Raw genomic sequence first — 25,229 nt, forward strand, 5'->3', positions numbered from 1 at the left:
ATGGTTTCCGTGGTTCTTGTGTGCGCTTGTGCTCAGGCGGCCTGTTTCACGGCGTCGAAGGTCTTGGCATCCATCAGCCGCAGCGTGGCGCTGACCTTGCCGGTGCGGCCGTCCTCGAACTTCACCTGGGTCTCGATGTACTGTTCGGTCTTGCCGCCGTAGAGCGCATCCACCAGCACCCCGTACTTTTCGCCAATGAAGCCGCGGCGGACCTTGTTGGTGCGGGTCAGCTCGCCGTCGTCGGCGTCCAATTCCTTGTGCAGCACCAGGAAACGGCTGATCTGGCTGCCTGCCAGCAGCGTGTCGCGGCTCAGGTCGGCGTTGACCTTTTCCACGCAGTCCTTGATGAGTTCATACACCTCGGCTTTCTGGGCCAGATCGGTGTAACCGGCGTAGGGCAGGTTGCGGCGCTCGGCCCAGTTGCCCACGGCGTCGAAGTCGATGTTGATCATCACGCACACCTTCTCGCGGCCGTCGCCATAGGCCACCGCTTCCTTGATGTGCGAGAAGAACTTGAGCTTGTTTTCCACGTACTTGGGCGCGAACATGGCGCCGTCGTTGGCACCGCCCTTGATGCGGCCCACGTCTTTCACGCGGTCGATGATCTTGAGGTGCCCGCTGGCGTCGATGAAGCCTGCGTCGCTCGTGTGGTACCAGCCGTCCGCGTTGAGCACTTCCTCGGTGGCCTTGGCGTTCTTGTAGTACTCCTTCAGCAAGCCAGGGGACTTGACCAGGATCTCGCCGTTGTCGGCCAGCTTGATCTCCACCCCCTCGCAGGGCACACCCACCGTGTCGGCGCGCACCTCGTGGTCGGGCTGCAGGCACACGAACACGGCGGTCTCGGTGGAGCCATACAGCTGTTTGAGGTTGATGCCGATGGAGCGGTAGAAGCTGAACAGATCGGGGCCGATGGCTTCACCGGCGGTGTAGGCCACACGCACGCGGGAAAAGCCCAGCGTGTTGCGCAGCGGGCCGTACACCAGCACGTTGCCCAGGGCGTAGAGCAGCCGGTCGCCCAGGCCCACGCTCTTGCCATCCATCAGTGCCGGGCCCACCTTGCGTGCCACGTCCATGAAGGCATGGAACATCTTGCGCTTGATGGTACCCGCGTCTTCCATGCGGATCATCACGCTGGTGAGCAGGCCTTCAAACACGCGCGGCGGCGCAAAGTAATAGGTGGGGCCGATTTCCTTGAGGTCGATGGACACCGTGCCCGACGATTCGGGGCAGTTGACCACATAGCCGCAGGCCAGCCACTGAGCGTAGCTGAAGATGTTCTGGCCGATCCAGGCCGGGGGCAGGTAGGCCAGCACCTCTTCGGCAGAGGTGAGCTTGTCGAACTTGGCCCCCACCTCAGCGCGGTTGAGCAGTGTGTAGTGGGTGTGCACCACGCCCTTGGGGTTGCCCGTGGTGCCGGATGTGAAGAACATGGCGGCCACATCGTCGGGCTGCGCTTTTTCCACCTCCTCGCGGAAGAAGTCCGGGTGTTCGCTGGCGTAGACCTTGCCTGCGGCAACCACTTCCTCCAGCCCGGCCAGGCCAGGCTCGTCGTAGTTGCGCAGGCCACGCGGGTCGTCGAACAGAATGTGCTGCAGCTGCGGGCACTGTTCGCGGATCTCGAGCATCTTGTCCACCTGCTCCTGATCCTCCACCACCGCGAAGCGCACCTCGGCGTTGTTGATGGGGAAGACGCACTCGGCGGCCACCGCGTCCTGATAAAGCGGCACGGGAATGGCGCCCAGCGACTGCGCGGCCAGCATGGTGGCATAGAGGCTGGGGCGGTTGGCGCCGACGACGATGATGTGCTCGTCCCGTTGCAGGCCCAGCTGGTGCAGCCCGCCCGCGATGTGTTCAACCAGCTCGGCCATCTGTTGCCAGGTGGTCGTCTGCCAGATGCCATATTCCTTCTCTCGCATGGCGGGGGCCTGGGGGCGCTTGGCCGCATGCTCCAGCAAAAGCCGTGGGAACGTTGTCCGCATGTTGTCTCCTGTGTGCCGGGGGGTGCCTTGCTCGTTCTGTCTTTGGGGCTTTTTCCGGCGTCGGTGCCAATGTACGGCTTTAGTTTGACGTCATGTTGTCCTTGTGACGACAATCTAGGGTAGTCACTGCCTAGGAATTTCCCTAGGATCGTGAAATTCGCTCTTGTGCAGACAGAACACTTGCAGACATGAACACGAAAGTCGGGCTTCGGCAGCGCGCGCGTCCTCTGTCTCCCGAGGAGATCGCGGCCATTCCATGGATGGAGAGTCTCACGCCCATCGAGCAGTACCGTGCCCAGGAGGCGCTGATGATCTCGCTTGCCGAGCCGGGGGACTACATCTGCCGCGTGGGCCGGCCGGTCACGTACTGGTTCGGTCTGATCGAGGGCCTGCTCAAGATGAGCAACGACGACAGCCAGGGGCCGGTCATGACCTTCACGGGGGTTGCTCCCGGCGGCTGGTTCGGCGAGGGGACCGCCCTCAAGCGCGAGATCTACCGCTACAACATCCAGGCCCTGCGCAAGAGCCTGGTGGCGGGGCTGCCGGTGGACACCTTTCACTGGATGCTGGACCACTCCATCGGCTTCAACCGCTTTGTCATGCGGCAGCTCAACGAGCGGCTGGGACAGTTCATCGCCGCGCGTGAGATCGACCGCATCAGCGACCCTGACGTGCGCGTTGCCCGCAGCCTGGCCAACCTGTTTCACCCAGGGCTCTTTCCCGGTGTGGGCCAGGTGCTGCGCATCACACAGCAGGAGCTGGCCTACCTGGTAGGTCTGTCCCGGCAGCGGGTGAACGAGGCGCTTGCACGCTGGGCCAGCGAAGGCGCCATCCAGGTGGAATACGGCGGGTTGCGCGTGCTGGATCTGGAGGCCTTGCGCCGGGCCGGGCGCGATCTCACCTGACGCAGCATGCGGGCATTGCCACGCGTGTACATTTGCCGGCATATGTCACACGGTTGTGCGCAAGGTGTGCCCGGGGAGCCAAAGGAGTTTGGGATGTGGTGGAGCCTTGTTCGTAGTCCTGTGGTGGCGGCCGGTTTTTTCTTGGCAACGGTGGCTGTTGCACAGGCGCCGCAGCGGCTGGCCGTGCCTGCCGTGTTGTGGGGCTTGAACGACAGACAGGAACTGGTCCGGTTCCAGGCTGACCGGCCCGAGACCATGGACCGCCGGGTGACACTCACTGGGCTGGGTGCGGGTGAGCGTCTGGTCGGCATCGATTTCCGGGTCGCGCGCGGCGTGCTTTACGGGGTTTCCAGTGCGGGCCGCGTCTACACCATCGACACGGCCAGCGGCGTGGCCAGCGCTGTGGGCGCTGCACCGGCCCCGGACGTGATGGGCGAGGGCCCGCACGGTGTGGATTTCAACCCGGCAGCTGACCGCATCCGTGTGGTGGGCGCTAATGGGTTGAACCTGAGGCTTCACCCGGACACCGGGGCGCTGATCGATTACGACGCGCAGGCCGAGGGTGTGCAGCGCGACCCCGATCTCACCTTTGCCGAGGGCGACATCAATGCCGGCCGCCGTCCCGACGTGGTGGCTGCGGCCTACACCTATAACAACAAAGACGACAAGCTCACCACGAATTTTGCCATCGACAGGTCCCTGGGCGCCTTGGTGATGCAGGGCTCGAAGGAGGGGCAGCAACCGGTGGTTTCGCCCAACCTGGGCCGCCTGACGACCGTGGGCAGCCTGGGCCTGGGACCATTGCTGGACGTGTCTTTCGACATCTCCGACGTGCGCAACGAGCCACTGGCCGTCATCCGCACGCCTGCCGATCCCCGTTCCAGGCTCGTGGCCATCGACCTGGATACCGGGTTGGCCCGCGTGCTGGGGGTGGTGGGGCAGGGGGAGCCCCTGCGCGGCATGGCCATCGAACCTTGAACGGAGCGGGTGTGAAGCGGTTTTTCGGGTGGGTGTGCCTGTGGGGGGCGCCCTGGCTGAGCTGGGCAGGCGATGTGCGGGCGGTTGTGCAGGACCCGCAGGGGCGGCCCGTTGCCGAGGCGGTGGTGTACCTCGAATCCGCCGCCGCGGCTGCGGCAGCGCGGCCCATGACCGGGGTGGAGCTGGTGCAGAAAGACAAGGCTTTCGTGCCATCGGTGTTGCCGGTCACGCGGGGCACCTCGGTGTCCTTCCCCAACCGCGATACGGTGCGGCACCACGTGTACTCGCTTTCACCGGTCAAACGGTTCGAACTCAAGCTCTATGCTGGCACGCCAGCCAATCCGGTGGTTTTCGATCAACCCGGGGTGGCCGTGCTGGGCTGCAACATACACGACGAGATGGTGGCCTGGGTGGTTGTGCTGGATACGCCGCACTTCGCGCAGAGCCAGGCTGACGGCCGGGCCGAACTGCGAGGCGTGCCTCCTGGCGAATACCGCCTGATGGTCTGGCACCCGAACCTGCCGGTCGGGGCGCCCGCGCAGGTGCAGCCACAGCCGGTTGTCGTGACCGCCGCTTCCTCCGAGGTCCGCGTCCGCATCCGGGGGCTGCTGCCTTGAGCCGCTGGCAAGACCGCTGGCGCGACATGGGCCTGACCGCCCGGCTGGTGGGTGTCACCCTCGTGCTGTTGCTGCTGATCCAGATCGCGGTGTTCGGCATGGTCCGCTCCACCATCGCCAGCAAGGCACGCGCCCAGATTGACGCGGAACTGCAGGTGAGTGAACGCGTCTGGCGGCGCCTGCTGGAGCAGAATGCCGAGCGGCTGCGTCAGGCGGCACAGCTGCTGGCGTCGGACTTCGGCTTCCGTTCAGCCATCGTGTCGGCCGACAGCCAGACCATTGCCTCGGCGCTCGAGAACCATGGCCAGCGCATCGGGGCGCGCACCACGGCATTCTTCGACACGGGCTGGAACCTTGTGGCGCACAGCGGCCACGGGCAGGCCATGGACGACGACACCTTGCTGGACCTGTCCCGCTTGCTGGGCGGGTCACCCTCGCGCACCCAGCTGGCCTATGTCCAGCGCCAGCCCTTTCAGTTCGTCGTGGTGCCGGTGCGTGCGCCGGTGCAGGTGGGTTGGGTGGTGATGGGGTTTCCCATCGACCAGGCGCTGGCTGACGACATGTACCAGCTGCTGGCCGTGCATCTGGCGGTGCTCGGCGCGGCGCCAGCCCAGAGCATGGGCGTGGTGGTCAGCACCTTGCCCGCCGATCTTGCGCGCGATCTGACCGCCGCCCCTTCGGGCGTGTCCGACGTCTTCCTTCAGGACGAACGCTATCTGGCACGGCGTGTCGCGCTGGAGTCGACCCAGGGGCAGGTGGACACCGTCCTGCTGCGTTCCTACGCCGATGTGGTGGCACCGTTCGTCAGCCTGCAGTGGGTGCTGGCGGGCATCACGCTGGTCGGGGTCGTGGCGTTCGGCTTGGCCAGCTGGACCGCCACCCGGCGGGTCACGCAACCCCTGCGGTCCCTGATGGATGCCACGCAGTCGCTGGAGCAAGGCCGCTACGACGTGGAGGTTCAAGGGGCGCAGCGCGGCGACGAGGTGGGCCGCCTGGCGCGTGGTTTCGACGCCATGCGCACCAGCATTGCCGCGCAGCAGGCCGAAATCCGGCACCTGGCTTACTGGGACCGGTTGACCGGCCTGCCCAACCGCGAACGGTTCCGCGAGACCTTGCTGCAGACCATGGCCAGTGGCGGGCCCGCGGGGCATCCCGTCGCCATGCTCGCGCTGAACCTGGACCGTTTCAAGCACGTGAACGAAGTGCTGGGCTATGCCTTGGGGGACGCCTTGCTCAAGGCGGTGGCGCAGCGGCTGCAGCAGCAGGTTGACGGATACGGCGGACAGGTGGCGCGCATGGGCGGAGACGAGTTCGCCATCCTGCTGCCCCACGCGGACGCCGCCACGGCCGTGGCCGTGGGCGAACGCATAGCGAAGGCGCTGGAAGAGCCCCTGGCGCTGGACCAGCAGACCGTTGACCTGAGTGCCAGCATCGGGGTGGCCTGCTGGCCCCTGGACGCCCAGGATGCGGACACCCTGATGAGCCGCGCTGAAATCGCCATGCGTGCCGCCAAGGCCAAGACGGCGGGGTTGCTGCTGTACAACCCGTCGCTCGACTCGTCCAGCGCGCAGTCGCTCTCGCTGCTCACCGACCTGCGGCAGGCGCTGGAACGCGATCAGCTCCGCCTGTTCGTGCAGCCCAAGGTGAACGTTGCCAGTGGCCGCGTGGTGGCTCTGGAGGGGCTGGTGCGCTGGGAACACCCCTCGCGCGGGCTGGTCCCGCCCATGCAGTTCATTCCTTTTGCCGAACAGACAGGCTTCATCCGCCAGCTCACCCTGTGGATGTTCGAGGAAGCCTGCCGCCAGTGGCCCGCCCTGCAGGCGGCAGCCCCCGGCCTGCGCATCGCCATCAACCTGTCTACGCGCGACCTGATGGACCAGGAGTTCGCTGCCCGTCTGGGTGGCCTGCTGCGTGCCCACGGGCTCACGCCGCAGGCTTTCTGCCTGGAGATCACCGAAAGCGCCATCATGGACGACCCGCAGCGTGCCGAAGCGACGCTCAACAGGCTGGCGGCCATGGGTTTCAAGCTCTCCATCGACGACTTCGGCACGGGCTATTCGTCCCTCGCCTACCTCAAGCGCCTGCCGGTCAACGAACTCAAAATCGACAAGTCCTTCGTCATGGGCATGGCGAATGACAGCAATGATGCGAAAATCGTCCGTTCCACCGTTGACCTGGCCCACAACCTGGGGCTCACGGTGGTGGCCGAGGGCGTTGAGGATCAGGCGATCCTTGGTGCCCTGCGTGATCTGCAATGCGACGAAGCCCAGGGCTATTTCATCAGCAGGCCGATGCCCGCCCAGGCATTTGCCCAATGGTGCGAAACCTGGCGAGCCCCTGAGAACTGAGCATCCATGTCCAAGACCCTGAGCCTGCGCAAACCGCCGCAGGCCGCTGCCGAGCCCGCAGGCAAACCCGCGCCCAGGCGTTCTCCGGCGGCCCGTGCGCCCTCGTCTGACCCCGCCAGGCCGGCCGGCCGCCCCGGGCAAAGCGGCCGTCCCGGGCAAGCCGGGCAGCCGCCGCGTCCGGCCCCATCCAGCCGGCCGCCCCGGCAGGGCGCGCCCAAGGCGCAGTCCGACGGTCCCGTGCGCCTCAACAAGCGGCTGGCCGAACTGGGGCTGTGCTCGCGGCGCGAGGCTGACGAGTGGATCGAGCGCGGATGGGTCAAAGTCAACGGCCAGGTGGCGCAGATGGGCCAGCCCGTGATGGCGCAGGACCGCATCGACGTGCTGCCCCAGGCCACCGCCCAGCAGGGCGGCCGCGTCACCATTCTGCTGCACAAGCCCATAGGCTACGTGAGCGGCCTGCCCGAAGACGGCCACCAGAGCGCCGCCGTGCTGGTGCAGCCCCGCACGCGCTGGCGCGACGACCGCAGCCCGCGCCGGTTCGAGGCTGGCCACACGCGCGGCCTGGCTCCCGCTGGCCGGCTCGACATCGATTCCACCGGCCTGCTGGTGCTCACGCAGGACGGCCGCGTGGCCAAGGCGCTGATCGGCGAGCAGTCTGAGGTGGAGAAGGAATACCTGGTGCGTGTGCACCTGGCACCCAATGGCCCGAAAGGCGTGGGGCTGGTCACGCAGAACGTGCAGGGTGCCTTCCCGCCCGAAAAACTGGCCTTGCTGCGCCATGGCCTGAGCCTGGACGGCCAGCCCCTCAAACCCGCCCAGGTGGACTGGCAGAACCCCGAACAGCTGCGTTTCGTGCTCACCGAAGGCAAGAAGCGGCAAATCCGGCGGATGTGCGAATTGGTCGGCCTGCACGTGGTGGGCTTGAAGCGTATCCGTATTGGGCGTATCGTCTTGGGCAATTTGCCACTGGGCCAGTGGCGTTATCTGGGCGAGCACGAGCATTTCTGATGCTGCTTGCGCCCACTGTTGCATTTGCCTCAGCTTTTGGAAACCGATCAATGAACTCCGTGTGCGACGTGCCCCCCACCTCTGTCGAAGAGCCCGCAGGCGCCCTCGCTGCAGAACAGCAGCGGCTGGCAGCGCTGCACCGTTACGAAATTCTGGACACGCCACCAGAGCCAGCGTTCGATGACATCGCCTTCCTGGCCAGCGTGGTCTGCAATGCCCCGGTGGCCATGGTGTCTCTGGTGGGCGCGGACCGGCAGTGGGCCAAGGCCTTGACCGGGCCGGGGTCCACCCACCTGTCGCGCGGGCTGTCGTTCTGCACGCACGCCATCGTGTCGCCCCAGGAGGTTTTTGAAGTCCAGGACGCGACGCGCGACCCCCGTTTTGTGCACAACACCCAGGTCAGTGGTGCGAACGGTATCCGCTTCTATGCCGGAGCGCCGCTGGTCACCCCCTCGGGGCACGCCATCGGCACGCTTGCCGTGCAGGACCACCAGCCCCGGCAGCTCGACGAACGGCAGCGGCACGCGCTGCGCCTGCTGGCCCGCCAGGTGATCGACCAGCTGGAGCGCCGCCGTCTTGCCTTGCTGGTCGAGGCCCACGGCATTGTCGACGGCGCCACGCCGGTGGGCAGCCCCCGCGCCCTGGACCGCCGCCTGGCGGAAGAATGGCAGCGGCATGCGCGCCGCGGAGAAAGTCTGGGCCTGCTGCTCATTGAGCTGTCGCCGGCGCAATGGCGCGCCCCGGAGCCGCCACTCACGGCCGCGTCGCTGCTGGACACCGTGGCAGGCTGCCTGCGCAGCAGTGACTATCTGGCGCGCCTGGACGAAAACCGCCTTGCCGCCCTGTTGCCCACCAGTGGCGTCAACGCGTCAATGCAGGTGGCACAGCGCATGCGGCAGGCCATCGACAAGGCCCTGACCAACGACCCGGGCAACCCGGTGCGCCTGGGCGTGGCTTCCATGATTCCCAACCGCAGCGGCCAGCCGCACCAGCTGATCGAGCGGGCCATGCACGCGCTGGCGCGCGTCGGCCGCTCTCGCGTCGAAGCCTTCAGCGGCTGGTGACCGGCTTCGGCGGCGACCCTTGAAACCGCGGGGCGCCGTCCCCATCTGGTCGCCGTCGTTTCCGGTATCTGCCGGAGACGTTCTTGGTCTGTCATTCATCTGATCGAAAACCATGAGCAAAAACACCCATGCTTTCCAGGCCGAGGTGGCGCAACTGCTGCACCTCGTCACCCATTCGCTGTATTCCAACAAAGACATCTTCCTGCGCGAGCTGGTTTCCAACGCGTCCGACGCCTGCGACAAGCTGCGCTTCGAGGCGCTCAACGACGCCGGGCTGTACGAGGACGCGCCCAACCTGGAAGTGCGCGTCAGCTTCGACAAGGACGCCAAGACCCTCACCATCACCGACAACGGTATCGGCATGAGCGCGCAGGAGGCCATTGACCACCTGGGCACCATTGCCAAGAGCGGTACCAAAGACTTCATGAGCCGCCTGAGCGGCGACCAGAAGAAGGATGCCCAGCTGATCGGCCAGTTCGGCGTGGGCTTCTACTCGGGCTTCATCGTGGCCGACAAGATCACCGTGGAAAGCCGCCGCGCTGGCATGAAGCCGGAAGAGGGCGTGCGCTGGGTAAGCGGCGGCACGGGCGACTTCGAGACCGAGACCATCACCCGCGCGCAGCGCGGCACCAGCGTCACCCTGCACCTGCGCCAGGACGACGACAGCGCCAGCGAATACCTCAACCGCTGGAAGCTCAAGCAGATCATTGGCAAATACTCCGACCACATCAGCCTGCCCATCCTCATGCAGAAAGAGGAGTGGGACCAGGAAAAGGGTGAGTACGTGCTGCAGGCGGACTGGGAGGCGGTCAACTCCGCCAGCGCCCTGTGGACCCGTGCCAAGAAGGACGTGACGGAAGAGCAGTACACCGAGTTCTACAAGAACATCAGCTACGACACCGACGCCCCGCTGGCCTGGAGCCACAACCGCGTGGAAGGTGCCAGCGAATACACGCAACTGCTCTACATCCCCGCCAAGGCCCCGCACGACCTGTGGAACCGCGACAAGAAGGCTGGCGTCAAGCTCTACGTCAAGCGCGTCTTCATCATGGACGACGCCGAGGCGCTGATGCCTTCGTACCTGCGCTGGGTCAAGGGCGTCATCGACTCGGCCGACCTGCCCCTCAACGTCAGCCGCGAACTGTTGCAGGAGAGCCGCGACGTGAAAGCCATCCGCGACGGCAACACGCGCCGCGTGCTTTCCATGCTGGAAGATCTGGCCAAGAAGGACAAGCTGCCTGCCGATAACGCAGATGGCGTGACCGACGTGCTGAGTGCCGAGGAAAAGGCTGAAGCCGAAAAGCAGGCAGGCAAGTACAGCCAGTTCTATGCAGAGTTCGGCGCCGTGCTCAAGGAAGGCCTGGGCGAGGACTTCGGCAACCGCGAGCGCATTGCCAAGCTGCTGCGCTTCGCCTCCACCCAGAGCGATGCCGTGTCGGTCAGCCTGGCCGACTACAAGGCCCGCATGAAGGAAGGCCAGGAGGCCATCTACTACATCACCGCCGACACGCTGGCTGCCGCCAAGAACAGCCCGCAACTCGAAGTCTTCCGCAAGAAGGGCATCGAGGTGCTGCTGATGACCGACCGCGTGGACGAGTGGGCGCTGTCCTACCTGAACGAATTCGACGGTACGCCGCTGCAAAGTGTGGCCAAGGGCGCAGTAGACCTGGGCAAGCTGCAGGACGAGGAAGAGAAGAAGGCTGCCGAAGCCGCTGCCGAGACTTTCAAGCCCGTGCTCGAAAAGCTGAAGGAGTCCCTGAAGGAAAAGGCCAAGGACGTGCGCGTGACCACCCGCCTGGTCGATTCCCCCGCCTGCCTGGTCGTGGAAGACGGCGAGTACTCCACTCAGCTGGCACGCCTGCTCAAGTCCGCCGGCCAGAAGGCGCCGGAGGTGCGCCCGATTCTGGAGGTCAACGCCGAGCACGCGCTGGTGAAGAAGCTCGACGGGCACCCGCAGTTCGATGATCTGGCCCACATCCTCTTCGACCAGGCACTGCTGGCCGAAGGCGGCCTGCCCGACGATCCCGCCGCTTACGTCAGGCGCGTGAACACCCTGCTGGCCTGAGCATGATTGCCCCAGTCCTTTCCAGCTACTGGTCGGTCCCGGTGATCGAGGTCAACCTGTTGATCTTCGCCAACCTGCTGGGCGCCCTGTTGCTGGGATTGATCGTGGGGTACGAGCGCGCCTACCACGGGCGCGCTGCAGGCATGCGCACCTACGGCATCGTCTGCATGGCCTCGGCCGCGCTCACGGTTTTCGCGGGCTACCCCGGCTATTGGTGGGGGATCCACGGGGGCATGAGCACAGCCGGGGTGGACCCCACACGGGTGGTGCAGGGCATCGTCACCGGTGTCGGTTTCCTGGGTGCGGGCGTCATCATGAAGGAAGGGCTCAACATCAACGGGCTCACCACGGCGGCTTCCATCTGGGCCTCGTCGGCCATCGGCGTGCTGGTGGGCGTGGGCTTCTACCCGGCGGCCATCCTGCTGACGCTGCTATCGGCCGCCCTGATGATGTGGGGGGCCAAGATGGAGGCCAGGCTGCCGTCGCGCAGGGCTGTGGGGGTGGTGGTGAAGTTCCGCTCAGGGGAATGCCCGCCCGAGGGGCTGGTGCGCGAAACGATGAAGCTCTGGGGCTACGCGATGGCCGACGGGTCCATGCACATCACCAGCGTGGGTGATCAGCTGAGCTGGCGTTTCGTGATGGTGGCGCAACGCAGCAAACCGCCCGCTTCCTCGCTGTTTGAACTGTCCCGCCTGCTGCGCGAGTTGCCCGGCGCGGTGGAGGTCGAGGTGATGCACGCGCGCAACTGAGCCGGTCACTCCAGCCCTGCTGCAAACTCCACGATGGCCCGGAAGTCCGGGGGCAGTTCGATGAACTTGATGCCTTCGCGCCTGAGCAGGCCACGCAATTCGCCATCGATGCGGCGCGCCTCCTCTTCATCCTGCAGCCGCCCGGAACTGACGTATTTCTTCTCGGGGTCGCGCTGCACCAGCACGTTCACGTTGTTGAATTGCTTGTGCCACTCAAGAATCTGCTCCCGCGTCTTGGCCACGTCGCAAACGTTGTGCGGGTAAGTTTCGTTGTAGTACAGCAATTGCGGCAGGGAGCCCTCCGTCACCAGGAACTGCACCTGTCCGTCCAGCACCTCAAGCATGCGGTAATGCTGCAGGGCGATGCCGTACTGGTTGCGCAGCGCTTCGAAGTCTTGCTGCCAGACCAGGCCCTTGGCGTGGTCCGGCACGGTTTCCACCGTCTTGTGCCGCAGGTGCAGCTTGAGCACGATGGCCGCCGAGTACAGCGACTTGTCACACCCCGGCCCACCGATGATGTTGATCACCTTGGTCGGGTAGATCCGCAGCTTGCTTTCAGGCAGGTGCGGCGTCACGTAGGTGTAACTCATGCTCATGGACAGGTCTCTCCTGCCCCCAAGCATAGGCGAATGGCAGGGGTCAGGCAACCAGCGCCGTGCCGTTCATGGCGTCCACCTGGTCCCACAGGGTCTGAGTCTGTTCCTGCCAGTAGCCGGGTGTGCAGAACCAGGGGAAGTTGACGGGGAAGGCTGGGTCGCTCCAGCGCCGGGCCAGCCACGCGCTGTAGTGGATGAGCCGCAGGGTTCGCAGGGGTTCGATCAGCGCCAGTTCACGGCGGTCGAACTCGCGCAGGGTTTCGTAGCCATCCAGCAGCGCGCCCAGCTGGCGTTGCTGCTGCTGGCGGTCGCCGCTCAGCAGCATCCACAGATCCTGCACGGCGGGGCCTGTGCGTGCGTCGTCCAGATCGACGAAATGGGGGCCGCCGCCAGGAAGGTCCGCAGGTGTCCACAGGACGTTGCCTGGGTGGCAATCGCCGTGCAGCCGCAGGGTGGCCGCGGGGTGGCTGTGCCAGTGTTCCTTCACGCACTCAAGTGCCGCTCGGGCCGCTTCAAGCCAGCGGCCACGGGCCTCTGGTGGCACGGCGTGGTGGGTTTCCAGCCAGGCCACGGGCTCGTCGCCGAAGGTGTCCGGCGTCAGCTCGGGCCGGTGCCGGAACGGTTGGCGCGCGCCCACCTCGTGAATGCGAGCCAGAAAACGGCCTATCCATTCCAGCACTTCGGGGTCGTCCAGCTCGGGGTGCCGCCCGCCACGGCGAGGGCTCACGCTGAAGGCAAAGCCCGCGTGCTCATGCACGGTGTCTCCCAGCAGTTCCAGCGGCGCCACCACCGGTACTTCGGCGGCCGCGAGTTCGCATGAAAACGCATGCTCTTCCCGGATCTGGCTGGTGCTCCAGCGTTGCGGCCGGTAGAACTTCAGCACCACCGGTTCGCCTTGGCTCAGGTGCGCCAGGTAGACGCGGTTCTCGTAGGAGTTCAGTGCGGTGAGCCGCCCGTCACCCTCCAGCCCGACGAGGGACAGTGCGTCCAGGACAACGTCGGGCGTGAGGGCATCGTAGGGGTGTGCGGATGGAGCGGCCATGGCCGCATTGTGCCGTCAGGCCAGCTGCAGCGTCACTTCGATGTTGCCGCGCGTCGCGTTGGAGTAGGGGCAGACTTCGTGCGCCTTGTCCACCAGCGCCTGGGCCACGGCGCGGTCCAGTCCTGGCAGGTGAATGGTCATCTGCACCTCGATGCCGAAGCCTTGCGGGATCGCACCGATGCCCACGGTGGCGTCGATCTTTGCGTCAGCAGGCACGGTGATCTTCTGCAGGCTGGCCACGTACTTGAGCGCGCCCAGGAAGCAGGCGCTGTAGCCCGCTGCGAACATTTGTTCGGGGTTGACCCCGCCGCCAGCGCCGCCCATTTCGCGGGGCACGGCCAGTTTGACGTCGAGCAGCCCATCCGACGATCTGGCGCTGCCGTCGCGTCCTCCGGTGGTGGTGGCGTGGGCTTGGTAAACGACTTTCTCGATCTTGTTGACCATGGTGGGTTCCTTCAGGTGTTGGCCCTGGTGGGCGTGGGGGTGACAGGTTCGGTGTGGGTGCGCAGGCCATCGCGCAGGGCGCGGATGCGTTGCGTGAGCGCCTGGACTTCGTCAACGCTGCAGCTCATCGCCTGCAGCAGGCAGGCGGGCACGCTGGCGGCTTGTGCCTTGAGCGCGCTGCCTTCTGCGCTCAGGTGAATGTGCACGCGGCGCTCGTCGTCGCTGGCGCGCTGGCGGGTGATCCAGCCTGCGGCTTCCATGCGCTTGAGCAGCGGGGTGAGCGTTCCAGAATCCAGTTGCAGGCGTTGCCCCAGCGCCGATACCGACTGGCCGTCCTGCTCCCACAGGCACAGCAGCACAAGGTACTGCGGGTAGGTCAGGCCCAGCGGGTCCAGCAGCGGCTTGTACAGCTTGGTCATGGCCAGCGAGGCCGAGTAAAGGGCAAAGCACAGCTGGTTGTCCAGCAGCAGCCAGGCGGCAGTGTCATGGGTTTGTGTTGACATGGCTGAATTGTAGCGTGCAATTAAATTGTGTGCAATACAAATGGTCGCGTTTATCATCGGGCCATGACCAAGCATTCCGGTTCCCCCCGCGACGCGGGCGTGGCACTGCCCGAGTTGTTGCCGGGCCAGTCGATCGAGCTCCTCAAGGAACTGCACATCCTCACGCGTGAGGGCAAGCTCAACCAGGACACCCGCCGCAAGCTCAAGCAGGTGCTGCACCTGGTGCGGTTCATCGCCCCGCTCATTGACGACGTGATCCAGCACCGTGGTGACGTGGTGCTGGCCGACCACGGCGCGGGCAAGTCCTATCTCGGCTTCATCCTGTACGACCTGGTGTTGCGCCCGCGCGGCGTGGGCACGGTGTACGGTGTGGAAACGCGCACCGAGCTGGTGGAGCGTTCGCGCGCGCTGGCTCAGCGGCTGGGCTTTGAGCGCATGCGCTTCGTGGCTACCACCGTGCAAGACGCCACCACCTCCGCCGACCTGCCCGAGCAGGTCGACATCGTGACCGCGCTGCACGCCTGTGACACCGCCACGGATGACGCCATTGCCTTCGGCTTGGCCAAGAAGGCGCGCCACATGGTGTTGGTGCCCTGCTGCCAGGCCGAGGTCGCAGGTGTGCTGCGTCGCAACAAGGCGCTCAGCCTGTCGCGCACGCCGCTCAGCGAAATCTGGCGCCACCCTTTGCACACGCGCGAGTTCGGCAGCCAGATCACCAACGTGCTGCGCTGCCTGCAACTGGAGGCGCATGGCTACCAGGTCACCGTGACGGAGCTGGTGGGCTGGGAGCATTCCATGAAGAATGAGCTGATTCTGGCGCGCAAGACCGGCGGCCCGAAGCGCAGCGCGAAAGAAAGGCTGCAGCAGGTGCTGCAGGAACTGAATCTGCAAGAACTCACGCAGCGTTTCGCTGTCTGATCGCCGGGGCCCGCCCAAACAGGGGGGCGCCCGTGTATTCATCACAAGGGCGCCCTTGCCCTTCCATCCAGGAGTCCCCGAAGATGGTCAACAATCTACCCTTCATGCTGCAATCCGTCGCCTGGCCGATGGTGTTGCTGCTCGCCTGGTACCTGGGCGAGCACCTGTATGCGCGCTGGCGGGTGCCGCGTGTGTCGAGTTACGTTGCCGTGGGCCTGCTGGGCGGGCTGCTCGACTTGCCCGGTCTGACCAATTCTGTGCCTGGCCTGTCCTTTCTTGCCAACGTTGCACTGGCCCTGGTGTTGTTCGAACTGGGCTACCGCATCAATCTGCGCTGGTTTCGCAACAACCCATGGGTGTTGGCCGTCGGCCTGTTCGAGTCGCTGATGACCTTCGCGCTGGTCTACTGGGCCAGCGGCTGGTTCGGGCTGGCCATGGAGGTACGGCTCATCATGGCAGCCTTGGCGGTCTCGGCCTCTCCGGCGGGTATTGTGCGGGTCGCCAACGAGTCGCGCGGGGCTGGTCAGGTCACCGAGCGGGTGATGCACCTGTGTGCGATCAATTGCCTCGTGGCGGTAATGCTGGTCAAGCTGGTGGTGGGCTATTGGCACCTGAGCACGTCAGGTGACTGGGCCGCTGCCGCCATCGGCAGCGTCTACGCGCTGGCCATTTCCGTGGCGCTGGGTGCGGCGGTTGGCGTGGCCGTGCCCTGGCTGCTTCAGCGGCAGGCGGTGCACAGCCACAGCGTGACGGTTGTGTTTGCGTTGGCCGTGCTGCTGCTCACCACGGCGGCCTACGGCTTGCGGTTGTCGCCGCTGCTGGTGGCTCTCACGTTCGGCATCGTCGCGCGGGAGCGCCGGGTGCAGCTCACCAACGCGCAACGCGATTTCGGCTCGGTGGGGGAGTTGCTCGGCATCTTCCTGTTTGTTTACGTGGCTTCGCTCATCCAGTGGCAGGATGTCTGGAGCACGGTGTCCATCGCGGCCACACTGCTGTTGCTGCGCATCGCCTCCAAGACGGTGTGCAATGTGGCGGTGGCGCGTTTCAGTGGCATCACCCTGCGCAAGGGCGTGCTCACGGGCTTGGCGCTGACGCCCATGTCGGCATTCGCCATCCTGCTGCTCGAGCAGGCCCGCCTCTATGGCTTTGAGCCGGCGGTACCGGCTTTCGCTGCCATGGCGGCCATGATGGTCGTGCAGGAACTGCTGGGACCATGGGTGACGCAGCGCAGCCTGATTGCCGCGCGGGAAACACACGTCACGGCCGAAACGAGCCGTTGAAACAGGAGGACTGGACATGCCGCTGGAAACCTTCAAGGCTTCAGATTCGCTCACCATGGGGGTGGAGCTGGAGCTGCAACTGGTCAATACCTACGACTACGATTTGTCGAGCAGCGCGGACGACCTGCTGGAGCTGCTGTTCCGCAATCCCTTTCCCGGTACGGTCACCCCGGAAATGACGCAGAGCATGATCGAGGTGGCAACCAGCATACAGACCGGGCACGCTTCCCTGCTGGCCCAACTGCGCGAGATCCGCGACACCCTCATTGCCGGGTGTGACCGCCTCAACATCGAACTCGCGGGCGGTGGCACGCACCCCTTCCAGCGGTGGTTCGAGCAGCGCATCTTCTCCAAGCCCCGCTTTGAACAGCTCTCAGGTCTGTACGGCTACCTGGCCAAGCAGTTCACGGTGTTCGGTCAGCACGTGCACATTGGTTGCGCATCGCCCGACGAGGCTTTGTTTCTGCTGCACGCTCTCAACCGCTACGTGCCGCATTTCATCGCGCTGTCAGCGTCCTCGCCCTTCTTCCAGGGGGTGGACACGCTGTTCGACTCCGCCCGCCTCAATTCGGTGTTTGCCTTTCCCCTGAGCGGTCGCGCGCCCTTCGTGCTCAATTGGGACGAGTTTGCCAACGGCTACTTCACCAAGATGGAGTCCACGGGCGTGGTCAAGTCCATGAAGGACTTTTACTGGGACATCCGCCCCAAACCCGAGTACGGCACCATCGAGCTGCGGGTGTGCGACACACCGCTCACGGTGGAACGCGCCGCTGCACTGGCCTGTTACCTGCAGGCGCTGTGCCGCTACCTGCTGGAACGCAACGAGCCGCCGCCCGAGGAGGACGACTACCTCGTCTACACCTACAACCGTTTCCAGGCCTGCCGCTTCGGGCTGGACGGCATGATGGTCAACCCTAAGACGCGTGAACAGATCAGCATCCGCGAGGACATCCTGGCCACGCTGCGCAAGCTGGAGCCGCACGCGGTGGCCCTGGGATCGCAGCCCGCACTGGACGAGATCGAGCGTGCCGCGGCACGCGACGGCAACCACGCTACCTACTTGCGCAAGCGTTTCGCTGAAACCGGCAACGTGCAGGGCGTGGTCCGCGCGGCGGTGGACGCCCTGCGCCAGGGGCCCGCAGACGCCAAGACCCTGTGACCCGCTGGGCGAAGGCAGGAGTCCGCGCGGGCGTGCTAAGCTGACTGTTTGGCCAAGGCCAGATACCCCCTGAACAAGAATCGGAGACCGCCATGCCCGGACTGCTGCCCCACATCGACCCCGACGGACTGCTGGAGTTTTCCGTGGTCTACACCGACCGCGCGCTCAACCACATGTCCAAGCGCTTCCAGGGGGTGATGACCGAGATTTCCGCCATCCTCAAAGAGGTGTACCGCGCGCAGTCCGCTGTGCTGGTTCCCGGCAGCGGCACCTTTGGCATGGAGGCAGTGGCACGCCAGTTCGCCACGGGCAAGAAGACGCTCGTCATCCGCAACGGCTGGTTCAGCTACCGCTGGACGCAGATCTTCGAGATGGGCAGCATTCCCGCCAGTTCCACTGTGCTCAAGGCCCGCCGCGTGGACCCGGCCGATCCGCAATCCCCGTGGGTGCCATGCCCCATCGCCGAGGTGGTGGCCACCATCCGCGCCGAGCGGCCCGATGTGGTCTTTGCCCCGCACGTGGAAACCGCTGCGGGCATGATCCTGCCCGACGACTACCTGCAGGCCGTGGCCAGCGCCGTGCATGAGGTGGGCGGTCTGTTCGTGCTGGACTGCATTGCCTCCGGGGCCATGTGGGTGGACATGCAGGCCACTGGCGTGGACGTGCTGGTGAGCGCGCCGCAAAAAGGCTGGAGCGGTTCCCCCGCCTGTGCCATGGTGATGCTCAGCGAGCGTGCCCGAAAGGCCATTGATGGCACCACCAGCACCAGCTTTGCCTGCGACCTGAAGAAGTGGCTGCAGATCATGGAAACCTACGAAAACGGCGGCCATGCCTACCACACCACCATGCCCACCGACGCGCTGGCCCGTTTGCGCGACGTGATGCAGGAGACCCGCGCTTACGGGTTCGAGAAAGTGCGCCAGGAGCAGATTGAACTGGGTGCCAAGGTGCGCGCGTTGTTCGAGCGGCGCGGCATTCGCAGTGTGGCGGCCGAGGGCTTCAAGGCGCCGGGTGTGGTGGTGAGCTACACGGGCGATCCCGATATTCAGAACAGCAAGAAATTCCTGGCTCTGGGGCTGCAGACCGCTGCGGGGGTGCCGCTGCAGTGTGATGAGCCTGCAGGCTGGAGCACCTTCCGCGTGGGGCTGTTCGGTCTGGAGAAGCTGCACGACGCCGACCGCAGCGTGGCCCACCTGGCTGCGGCGCTCGACAAGATGGGCATCAAGGAACCGGAAACCGCTGCTGTCTGAGTTTTGGGTGGATACGGGGCTCGTATTGGGACTGTGGCGCTCGGGGTGTTTGGGCGGGCTGCGGCAGGCCTGGCCCTGCGGGGGCTCATCCGGGGTGGTTGCGCGCCACCGTTGGTGTGCCAAGAGTACTTCGGCCAAGACGGGCCAGCCCAGGCTCTGGCGCGCCGTTGCGAGGTGCCGAGAAGCGCAGGTGACGTGGCCAGCGCGTGCAGCGCGCCTCGTCCTCATATTTGCGGCGGCTGTTCGAGCGGAGCGCTGCAAGCGCGCAGCGAGTTCCGCCGCGTGGCCACGGCATCGAGCATCGCAGGGAAGCCCCTGCTTTGCAGGGGCCGCCTCGCGTCAAGCGCCGGGGCCTGGGCTGGCCCGTCTTGGCTCGCCAATCAAGCATCACAACACATCACCACCGAATATGACGCACATAGGAGCAAATTGACATGACCCAATACATTTTCGACCTCGCCCCCACCCCCAGCGTTGCCGTGCGCGGCCGCGCCGAACGCTACGCCGTCAGCCGCATCTTCTGCGTGGGCCGCAACTACGCCGCCCACGCCCGCGAGATGGGCTTCGACCCCGACCGCGAGCCGCCGTTCTACTTCAACAAGACGCCTTGCGACCTGGTTGCCTCGGGCGCCACGGTGCCGTACCCGCCCGGCACGCAGAACTACCACTACGAGATGGAACTCGTCATCGCCATCGGCAAGCCGGTGTTCCGCGTCAGCCCCGAACAGGCGCTGGATGCCGTGTGGGGCTATGGCTGCGGGCTCGATATGACCCGGCGTGACCTGCAGATCAAGTCCCGCGAAATGGGCCGCCCCTGGGACTTTGGCAAAGACTTTGAAAACGCCGCCGTCATGAGTGAACTGGTGCCCGCCAGCGACGTTGGGCACCTCAACGCCGGGCGTATCTATCTGGAAGTCAACGGCACGACCCGCCAGGACGCCAACCTCAAGGACCTCATCTGGAGCGTGCCTGAGATCGTCTCAAACCTCTCGCACTACTACCACCTGCAGCCCGGCGACCTCATCTACACCGGCACGCCCGAAGGCGTGGGCGCCGTGCAGCCCGGTGACAAGCTCACGGGTGGCATCGACGGGCTGGGAAGCATCGCGCTTACCATCGGCCAGCCGGAGTGAGTTCCGGCGTCAGCGCGCGAAGCGTCTGCGCGTGAGCGCCAGCGCCACCCAGAAGCCCACCACCGTGTAAGCCGCCAGCACGCTGGCGTGCAGCAGCACGTTGTCTGGCCATTGGTCCAGGAACAGCGGGCGCACCAGCTGTACCGCGTGCGTAAGCGGCAGCAGGTTGGCCAGCCACAGCACCATCTCGGGCAACTGCTCTCGCGGGAAGAACACACCGCTCAGGAACATCATCGGCGTGAGGAACAGCGTGAAGTAGTAGGTGAAGAAGTCGTAGCCCTGGGCCAGCGCGTTGAAGATCAAGGCAATGCAGCTGAAGGTCACGCCCACGGCCAGCAGCACCGGCCAGGCCACCAGCAGCTTGGTGCTGTGGCTGATGCCCAGCGCCAGCATCACTCCCAGGATGGCCGTGACCGTGAACAGCGACTTGAACGCCGCCCACAGCATCTCCGCCAGTAGCACGTCGTCCAGCGTCACAGGCGCGTTCATGATGCCGTCCCACGTCTTTTGCACGTGCATGCGCGAAAAGGCCGAGTACAGTGCCTCGAAGGTGGCGGCGTTCATGGCGCTCATGCAGATGCTGCCGCTGGCCAGGAACAGGATGTAGGGCACGGTCTGCGCACCTGCGCTGCCCAGCACCTGCACCTCTCCCACGAGTGCGCCCATGCCGTAGCCGAAGGCCACCAGCCAGATCAGCGGTTCGGCGATGTTGCCCACCAGGCTGGGGATGGCCAGCTTGCGCCACACCAGCAGGTTGCGCAGGAACACCGGCCAGAAGCGGGCGGACAGGGCAGGGGGACGCCAGTGGCTTTGCGGCGTGGGGCTGGGGGTCGCCATCGCGGGCGAGGTCAATGTCGGTTCGGTCATGGTGTCGGTCTCGTCAGCCTTCTTCACGGATCTGGCGGCCCGTGAGTTTCAGGAACAGGTCCTCCAGGTTGGCCGGGCGGTGCAGCGTCCGCAGGTGCGTCTGCTCGTTCAGCCGGGCCAGCAAGGGCTTGGCGTCCTGGGTGTAGAAGAACACCGTTTCGCCGCTCACCTCCACGCGCGCGGCCAGGGCGGCCAGCGGGGAGCGGGCCAGCGCGTGGGCCTCCTCGCCGCCGCTGCCGTACACCTCCACCACATCGGGCTCCAGGTGCTTCGCGATCAGTTCGCGCGGCCGGCCTTCGGCAATCTTCTTGCCGTGGTCGATCACGATCAGCCGGTGGCACAGCCGCTCGGCCTCGTCCATGAAGTGCGTGGTCAGCAGAATGCTTTTGCCGCGCTGCAGCAGTTGCTGCAGGCGTTCCCACATCAGGTGCCGCGCCTGCGGGTCCAGGCCGGTGGTGGGCTCGTCCAGCAACAGCAGTTGCGGGTCGTTCACCAGGGCGCGCGCCAGCGACAGGCGCCGTTTCATGCCGCCGGACAATTCACCCGGCCGCGCCTTGGCCTTGTGGCTCAGTGCTGCGAACTCCAGCAGGCCGGGAATGCGCTCGTTCAGTTCACGCTTGCCCAGGCCGAAGTAGCGCCCGAACACCAGCAGGTTCTCCGCGCAGGTGAAATCGGGGTCCAGGGTGTCGAACTGGCTCACCACGCCAAGCTGCGCCTTGATGGCCTGCGCCTCCTGCGGCATGGGCAGGTCCAATGCGGTGATGTGGCCTGCGTCGGGCGCCGTCAGGCCCAGGCACATGCGGATGGTGGTGGTCTTGCCCGCGCCGTTGGGGCCGATCAGGCCCAGGCATTCGCCCCGGGCAATGTGGAAGGACAGGTCTTCCACCACGGTGTTGCTGCCGTAGCGCTTGGTAAGGTGGCTGGCTTGGAACAGAGGTGTCATACCCATCATTGTGCGGGGAAACGCCCGGGCCTGCAGTATCGCAGGGGAGCCCGGCTGGCGCATCCAGCCGCGGAGGTGCAGCCCCCTGGTTTGGGCTGGGTGGACCCTTTGTCATCCGATGTAAGACAATCCAGCCATGCGCATCCTATTGGCAGAAGACGAAACCGAGTTGGGCACTTGGCTGGTCAAGGCCCTGGGTCAGAACGACTTTCAGGTCGATTGGGTGAACGATGGGCGACTGGTGCGTCGCAGCCTAAAGGCCATGAAGTACGACGCACTCATCCTGGATCTGGGGCTGCCCGGTCTGGGCGGCCACGATGTGTTGTCTGACCTGCGCGAGGCGGACGAGCGTTTGCCGGTGCTCATCCTCACGGCCCGCGATTCGTTGATGGAACGGGTCAACTGCTTGCATGGCGGTGCCGACGATTTTCTCGCCAAGCCCTTTGACGTGGCCGAGCTCGAAGCTCGGTTGATTGCACTCATCCGCCGCTCGCGTGGGCAAGAGCATCCCCGCTTTGCCTGTGGTCCGTTGAGTTACGACAGCGCAGCCAAACAGTTCCGGCTGCAGCACGAGGTGCTCAGCCTGACCCCTCGCGAGCATGCCGTGTTGCGTGCTTTGATTCAGCATCCGGGCGAGCCACTGTCCAAGCGCGAATTGCTGGAACGGGTGTTTTCTGACGAACAGGACGTGAACCCCGAGGCGATCGAAGTACTGATCCACCGCCTGCGCAAGCGGCTGGAGATTTCGCCCGTGCGCATTGCCACCTTGCGCGGGTTGGGCTACCAACTGGAATGCACGTTGTGAACGCCGCCAGATGGGCGCGAGCCAGTATCCGCCGCTTTCTGCTGGTGCTGTTGCTGCCGGGATTGGGCGCGGTGTTCGCGGGAGAGTTCTGGCTGGCCTTGCGCACAGCCAGTGAAGCCGCTGATGCCGCCTATGATCGGTCCCTCTTGGGTGCGGTCAAGTCGATCGACTCCAGCATCTCGACCGCCAGTGGCGGCCTGGGGGTGGAGTTGCCCTACCGCATGCTGGAGTTCTTCGAGTTGACCGCGCAGGGCCAGGTGTTCTATCGCGTGGCCACGGAAGACGGGCTGGTGGAGATCGGTAGCGCCGATCTGCCGCCTCCGCCCCAGCCGTTGCAAACAGGGCAACCGCAGTTCCATGAAGGTGAGTACTTTGGGCAGGCAGTTCGCGTGGGCAGCTATGCCCGCGAACTCAACCCGCCGTTGGCCGGTTCATCGGGCCGTCAGCGGGTGCTGATCCAGGTGGCGGAAACGCTGGAGGCCCGTAACGACTTCCGTCGTGCCCTGGTGTTGCAGTCGCTGGCGCGGGACGTGTTGCTGATGGCGGCCGCCACGGGTCTGCTGGTGCTGGCCATCGCCTGGGCCATGCGCCCGCTGGACCGGTTGCGGCAGGAAGTGGATGCCCGCGACCCGCAAGATCTCACGCCGGTCGACGATGCAGGGGCACCGGCCGAGGTTCGGCCACTGGTGCAGGCCATCAACCACCACATCGAACGTAACCGCGAACAGGTGGAGGCGCGGCGCCGGTTCATCGATGACGCTTCCCACCAGTTGCGAACACCGCTGACCACGCTGGTCACCCAGGTGGCCTACGCCCAACGCGAAGCCGATCCTTCCGCGCAGCGCCAGGTGCTGGAGAACATCCGCCAGCAGTTGGACGAAACCATTCGCCAGACCAATCAGATGCTCTCACTGGCCCGGGCCGACAGCGCACCGCCACAACATCAGCTTTTCGATGTTGTGGCCCTGGCCGAGGGCTTGGTGCGTCAGTGGTGGGCACCGGCTCGCGAGCAAGGCGTGGATCTGGGCCTGGAAGCGCCGGATGGTCTGCTGATGCTGCATGGAGAGCCTGATTTGCTGCGTGAGGCGCTGGCCAATTTGCTGCACAACGCCATCCGCCATGGTGGTGTCGGTTGCCACGTCACGCTGGAGGTTCGCGAACAACCCGGTGTGGCGGTGCAGATTGCGGTGGTGGACGATGGCCCGGGTCTGCCCGCTGAAGAGTTGGCGCGTGCTGGAGAGCGTTTTTTTCGGGGGCGTGGCGGTGCCTTGCCCGGCTCGGGTTTGGGCCTGGCCATTGTGCGCACCGTGGCCCAGCGCCATGGTGGTCAGATGCAGGTGAGCGAAGGCCCGGCGGGACGGGGCTTGGCCGTGACGTTGTCGATGCCTGTACCCCTGGGGCTTGAAGCCGCCTCGGGTTAACCCTGAGTTTTTGGCCGTTTTTCTGAAAGCACGCTGAAAGTGCCATTTTTTTACAGTCCCCTCATCGCACCAAAGCCGGTGCGAGCGTTCCCATCTTTCGAGGAGACATTTTCATGAGCTTCGCTTCCAAACTTATCGTTGCCGCCGTTTCGGCCAGCGCCTTCACTGCCTTTGCTTCTGGTGCCCTGGACAAGACCGAATGCATCGCCCCGGCCAAACCCGGCGGCGGCTTCGACCTCACCTGCAAGCTGGCACAAAGCGCCTTGCACGAAGGCAAGTTCATTGCCGACCCGATGCGCGTGACCTACATGCCCGGCGGCATCGGCGCCGTGGCCTACAACACCGTGATCGCCCAGCGGCCCGACGCGGCCAACACCATCGTGGCCTTCTCCGGCGGTTCACTGCTGAACCTGGCGCAGGGCAAGTTTGGCCGCTACAACGAAAACGACGTGCGCTGGCTCGCCGCCATCGGCACCGACTACGGCGCCGTGGTGGTGGCCGAGAACTCGCCCTACAAAACGCTCAAGGACGTGATGGCAGCCATGAAGGCCGACCCCACCAAGGTGGTGCTGGGCGCGGGCGGCACCGTGGGCAGCCAGGACTGGATGAAGGCCGCCCTGCTGGCCCGCGCCGGTGGCGTGAACCCCAAGACCATGCGCTACGTGGCCTTTGAAGGCGGCGGCGAGGCGCTCACCGCGCTGCAGGGCGGCCACATCCACGTCTTCACCGGCGACGCGGCCGAGGCCGGCCAGCAGATCAAGGCCGGCGCCAAGGTGCGCGTCCTGGCCGTCATGAACGACAAGCGCCTGCCCGGCGACATGGGCAGCATCCCCACCGCCGCCGAACAGGGTTTCGATGTGCAATGGCCCATCGTGCGCGGCTTCTACGTCGGCCCCAAGGTCAGCGACGCCGACTACAAGACCTGGGTCGACACCTTCACCAAGCTGATGGCCACGCCCGCCTATGACAAGCTGCGCAACGAGCGCGGCCTGTTCCCCATGGCCCTGACCGGCGCGCCGCTGGATGCCTACGTCAAGAAGCAGGTGGCGGGCTTTCGCAAGCTGGCCGAAGAGTTCGAGCTGAACGTCGTTCAGGCCAAGTGAGTGAGCGGGGCCGCCATGGCCCTGCACCGCGGCGCCACCCATTGCGGTGGCG

23 protein-coding genes are annotated in these 25,229 nt (G+C 65.5%); 16 read left to right on the forward strand and 7 right to left on the reverse strand.

What is annotated here, in order from left to right:
- Positions 1–32: 32 nt before the first annotated feature.
- A complete protein-coding gene (locus ACYVHH_RS18070; RefSeq protein WP_460566807.1) occupies positions 33–1,979 on the reverse strand; it encodes an AMP-dependent synthetase/ligase in 1,947 nt (648 codons plus the stop codon).
- 188 nt (positions 1,980–2,167) lie between these two features.
- Here ACYVHH_RS18070 and ACYVHH_RS18075 point away from each other — a divergent pair, with 188 nt between their 5' ends.
- From ACYVHH_RS18075 to ACYVHH_RS18110, 8 genes are all read left to right on the forward strand, one after another.
- Entirely contained in the window at positions 2,168–2,884 is a 717-nt protein-coding gene (locus ACYVHH_RS18075) for a Crp/Fnr family transcriptional regulator (protein WP_460566809.1), read from the forward strand.
- 93 nt (positions 2,885–2,977) lie between these two features.
- The gene (locus ACYVHH_RS18080) at positions 2,978–3,862 is read left to right on the forward strand and encodes a DUF4394 domain-containing protein (RefSeq protein ID WP_460566811.1); all 885 of its coding nucleotides are present in this window, start codon (positions 2,978–2,980) and stop codon (positions 3,860–3,862) included.
- An 11-nt stretch (positions 3,863–3,873) separates the two neighbouring features.
- Positions 3,874–4,479 carry a methylamine utilization protein gene (locus ACYVHH_RS18085; RefSeq protein ID WP_460566813.1) on the forward strand — a complete coding sequence of 202 codons (606 nt, stop codon included), beginning with the start codon at positions 3,874–3,876 and terminating at the stop codon, positions 4,477–4,479.
- Positions 4,476–6,827, forward strand: a complete 2,352-nt coding sequence (locus tag ACYVHH_RS18090) for a putative bifunctional diguanylate cyclase/phosphodiesterase (protein ID WP_460566815.1) — start codon at positions 4,476–4,478, stop codon at positions 6,825–6,827. Before ACYVHH_RS18085 ends, ACYVHH_RS18090 begins: the two co-directional genes overlap by 4 nt.
- Positions 6,828–6,833: 6 nt before the next feature.
- Positions 6,834–7,835, forward strand: a complete 1,002-nt coding sequence (locus ACYVHH_RS18095; RefSeq protein ID WP_460566817.1) for a pseudouridine synthase — start codon at positions 6,834–6,836, stop codon at positions 7,833–7,835.
- Positions 7,836–7,885: 50 nt separating this feature from the next.
- Entirely contained in the window at positions 7,886–8,899 is a 1,014-nt protein-coding gene (locus tag ACYVHH_RS18100; protein WP_460566819.1) for a GGDEF domain-containing protein, read from the forward strand.
- 112 nt (positions 8,900–9,011) lie between these two features.
- Complete coding sequence (gene htpG / locus ACYVHH_RS18105; RefSeq protein WP_460566821.1) at positions 9,012–10,964, forward strand: molecular chaperone HtpG; 1,953 nt, start codon at positions 9,012–9,014, stop codon at positions 10,962–10,964.
- A 2-nt stretch (positions 10,965–10,966) separates the two neighbouring features.
- Positions 10,967–11,713 (forward strand): MgtC/SapB family protein, encoded by a 747-nt coding sequence (locus ACYVHH_RS18110; protein ID WP_460566823.1) that lies wholly within the window; start codon positions 10,967–10,969, stop codon positions 11,711–11,713.
- Positions 11,714–11,718: 5 nt separating this feature from the next.
- Here ACYVHH_RS18110 and ACYVHH_RS18115 read toward each other — a convergent pair whose 3' ends face one another.
- Genes ACYVHH_RS18115 through ACYVHH_RS18130 form a run of 4 tightly spaced genes read right to left on the reverse strand, consistent with a single transcriptional unit; the run spans position 11,719 to position 14,298 of the window.
- Entirely contained in the window at positions 11,719–12,309 is a 591-nt protein-coding gene (locus ACYVHH_RS18115; RefSeq protein WP_460566825.1) for an AAA family ATPase, read from the reverse strand.
- Between the two features lie 43 nt (positions 12,310–12,352).
- Entirely contained in the window at positions 12,353–13,351 is a 999-nt protein-coding gene (locus tag ACYVHH_RS18120; protein WP_460566827.1) for a serine/threonine protein kinase, read from the reverse strand.
- A 15-nt stretch (positions 13,352–13,366) separates the two neighbouring features.
- Positions 13,367–13,795, reverse strand: coding sequence for an organic hydroperoxide resistance protein (locus ACYVHH_RS18125; protein WP_460566829.1), 429 nt, complete (start codon positions 13,793–13,795; stop codon positions 13,367–13,369).
- Between the two features lie 11 nt (positions 13,796–13,806).
- Positions 13,807–14,298, reverse strand: coding sequence for a MarR family winged helix-turn-helix transcriptional regulator (locus ACYVHH_RS18130; RefSeq protein ID WP_460566831.1), 492 nt, complete (start codon positions 14,296–14,298; stop codon positions 13,807–13,809).
- 63 nt (positions 14,299–14,361) lie between these two features.
- On the opposite strand from ACYVHH_RS18130, the gene ACYVHH_RS18135 reads away from it, so the two are divergent.
- The 5 genes from ACYVHH_RS18135 to ACYVHH_RS18155 all read left to right on the forward strand — a co-directional run bounded on the left by ACYVHH_RS18135 (position 14,362) and on the right by ACYVHH_RS18155 (position 20,038).
- Positions 14,362–15,216 carry a class I SAM-dependent methyltransferase gene (locus ACYVHH_RS18135; protein ID WP_460566833.1) on the forward strand — a complete coding sequence of 285 codons (855 nt, stop codon included), beginning with the start codon at positions 14,362–14,364 and terminating at the stop codon, positions 15,214–15,216.
- A gap of 83 nt (positions 15,217–15,299) precedes the next feature.
- Positions 15,300–16,496: a cation:proton antiporter gene (locus tag ACYVHH_RS18140; RefSeq protein ID WP_460566835.1), complete on the forward strand. Its 1,197-nt coding sequence runs from the start codon at positions 15,300–15,302 to the stop codon at positions 16,494–16,496.
- A 16-nt stretch (positions 16,497–16,512) separates the two neighbouring features.
- Positions 16,513–17,655: a YbdK family carboxylate-amine ligase gene (locus tag ACYVHH_RS18145; RefSeq protein ID WP_460566837.1), complete on the forward strand. Its 1,143-nt coding sequence runs from the start codon at positions 16,513–16,515 to the stop codon at positions 17,653–17,655.
- 92 nt (positions 17,656–17,747) lie between these two features.
- Positions 17,748–18,905: an aminotransferase class V-fold PLP-dependent enzyme gene (locus ACYVHH_RS18150; RefSeq protein WP_460566839.1), complete on the forward strand. Its 1,158-nt coding sequence runs from the start codon at positions 17,748–17,750 to the stop codon at positions 18,903–18,905.
- 434 nt (positions 18,906–19,339) lie between these two features.
- Positions 19,340–20,038: a fumarylacetoacetate hydrolase family protein gene (locus tag ACYVHH_RS18155; RefSeq protein ID WP_460566840.1), complete on the forward strand. Its 699-nt coding sequence runs from the start codon at positions 19,340–19,342 to the stop codon at positions 20,036–20,038.
- Positions 20,039–20,047: 9 nt separating this feature from the next.
- Here ACYVHH_RS18155 and ACYVHH_RS18160 read toward each other — a convergent pair whose 3' ends face one another.
- Together ACYVHH_RS18160 and ACYVHH_RS18165 are read right to left on the reverse strand one after the other, a co-directional pair.
- Positions 20,048–20,875, reverse strand: coding sequence for an ABC transporter permease (locus ACYVHH_RS18160; protein ID WP_460566887.1), 828 nt, complete (start codon positions 20,873–20,875; stop codon positions 20,048–20,050).
- Positions 20,876–20,918: 43 nt separating this feature from the next.
- A complete protein-coding gene (locus ACYVHH_RS18165; protein WP_460566842.1) occupies positions 20,919–21,848 on the reverse strand; it encodes an ATP-binding cassette domain-containing protein in 930 nt (309 codons plus the stop codon).
- Positions 21,849–21,984: 136 nt separating this feature from the next.
- Here ACYVHH_RS18165 and ACYVHH_RS18170 point away from each other — a divergent pair, with 136 nt between their 5' ends.
- From ACYVHH_RS18170 to ACYVHH_RS18180, 3 genes are all read left to right on the forward strand, one after another.
- Positions 21,985–22,653: a response regulator gene (locus ACYVHH_RS18170; RefSeq protein ID WP_460566844.1), complete on the forward strand. Its 669-nt coding sequence runs from the start codon at positions 21,985–21,987 to the stop codon at positions 22,651–22,653.
- Positions 22,650–24,074, forward strand: coding sequence for a sensor histidine kinase (locus tag ACYVHH_RS18175; RefSeq protein ID WP_460566846.1), 1,425 nt, complete (start codon positions 22,650–22,652; stop codon positions 24,072–24,074). The genes ACYVHH_RS18170 and ACYVHH_RS18175 overlap by 4 nt, the downstream gene beginning before the upstream one ends.
- Before the next feature lie 113 nt (positions 24,075–24,187).
- Positions 24,188–25,177, forward strand: coding sequence for a Bug family tripartite tricarboxylate transporter substrate binding protein (locus ACYVHH_RS18180; RefSeq protein ID WP_460566848.1), 990 nt, complete (start codon positions 24,188–24,190; stop codon positions 25,175–25,177).
- Positions 25,178–25,229 lie beyond the last annotated feature (52 nt).

The sequence above is a fragment of the Hydrogenophaga aquatica genome, from assembly GCF_054780915.1.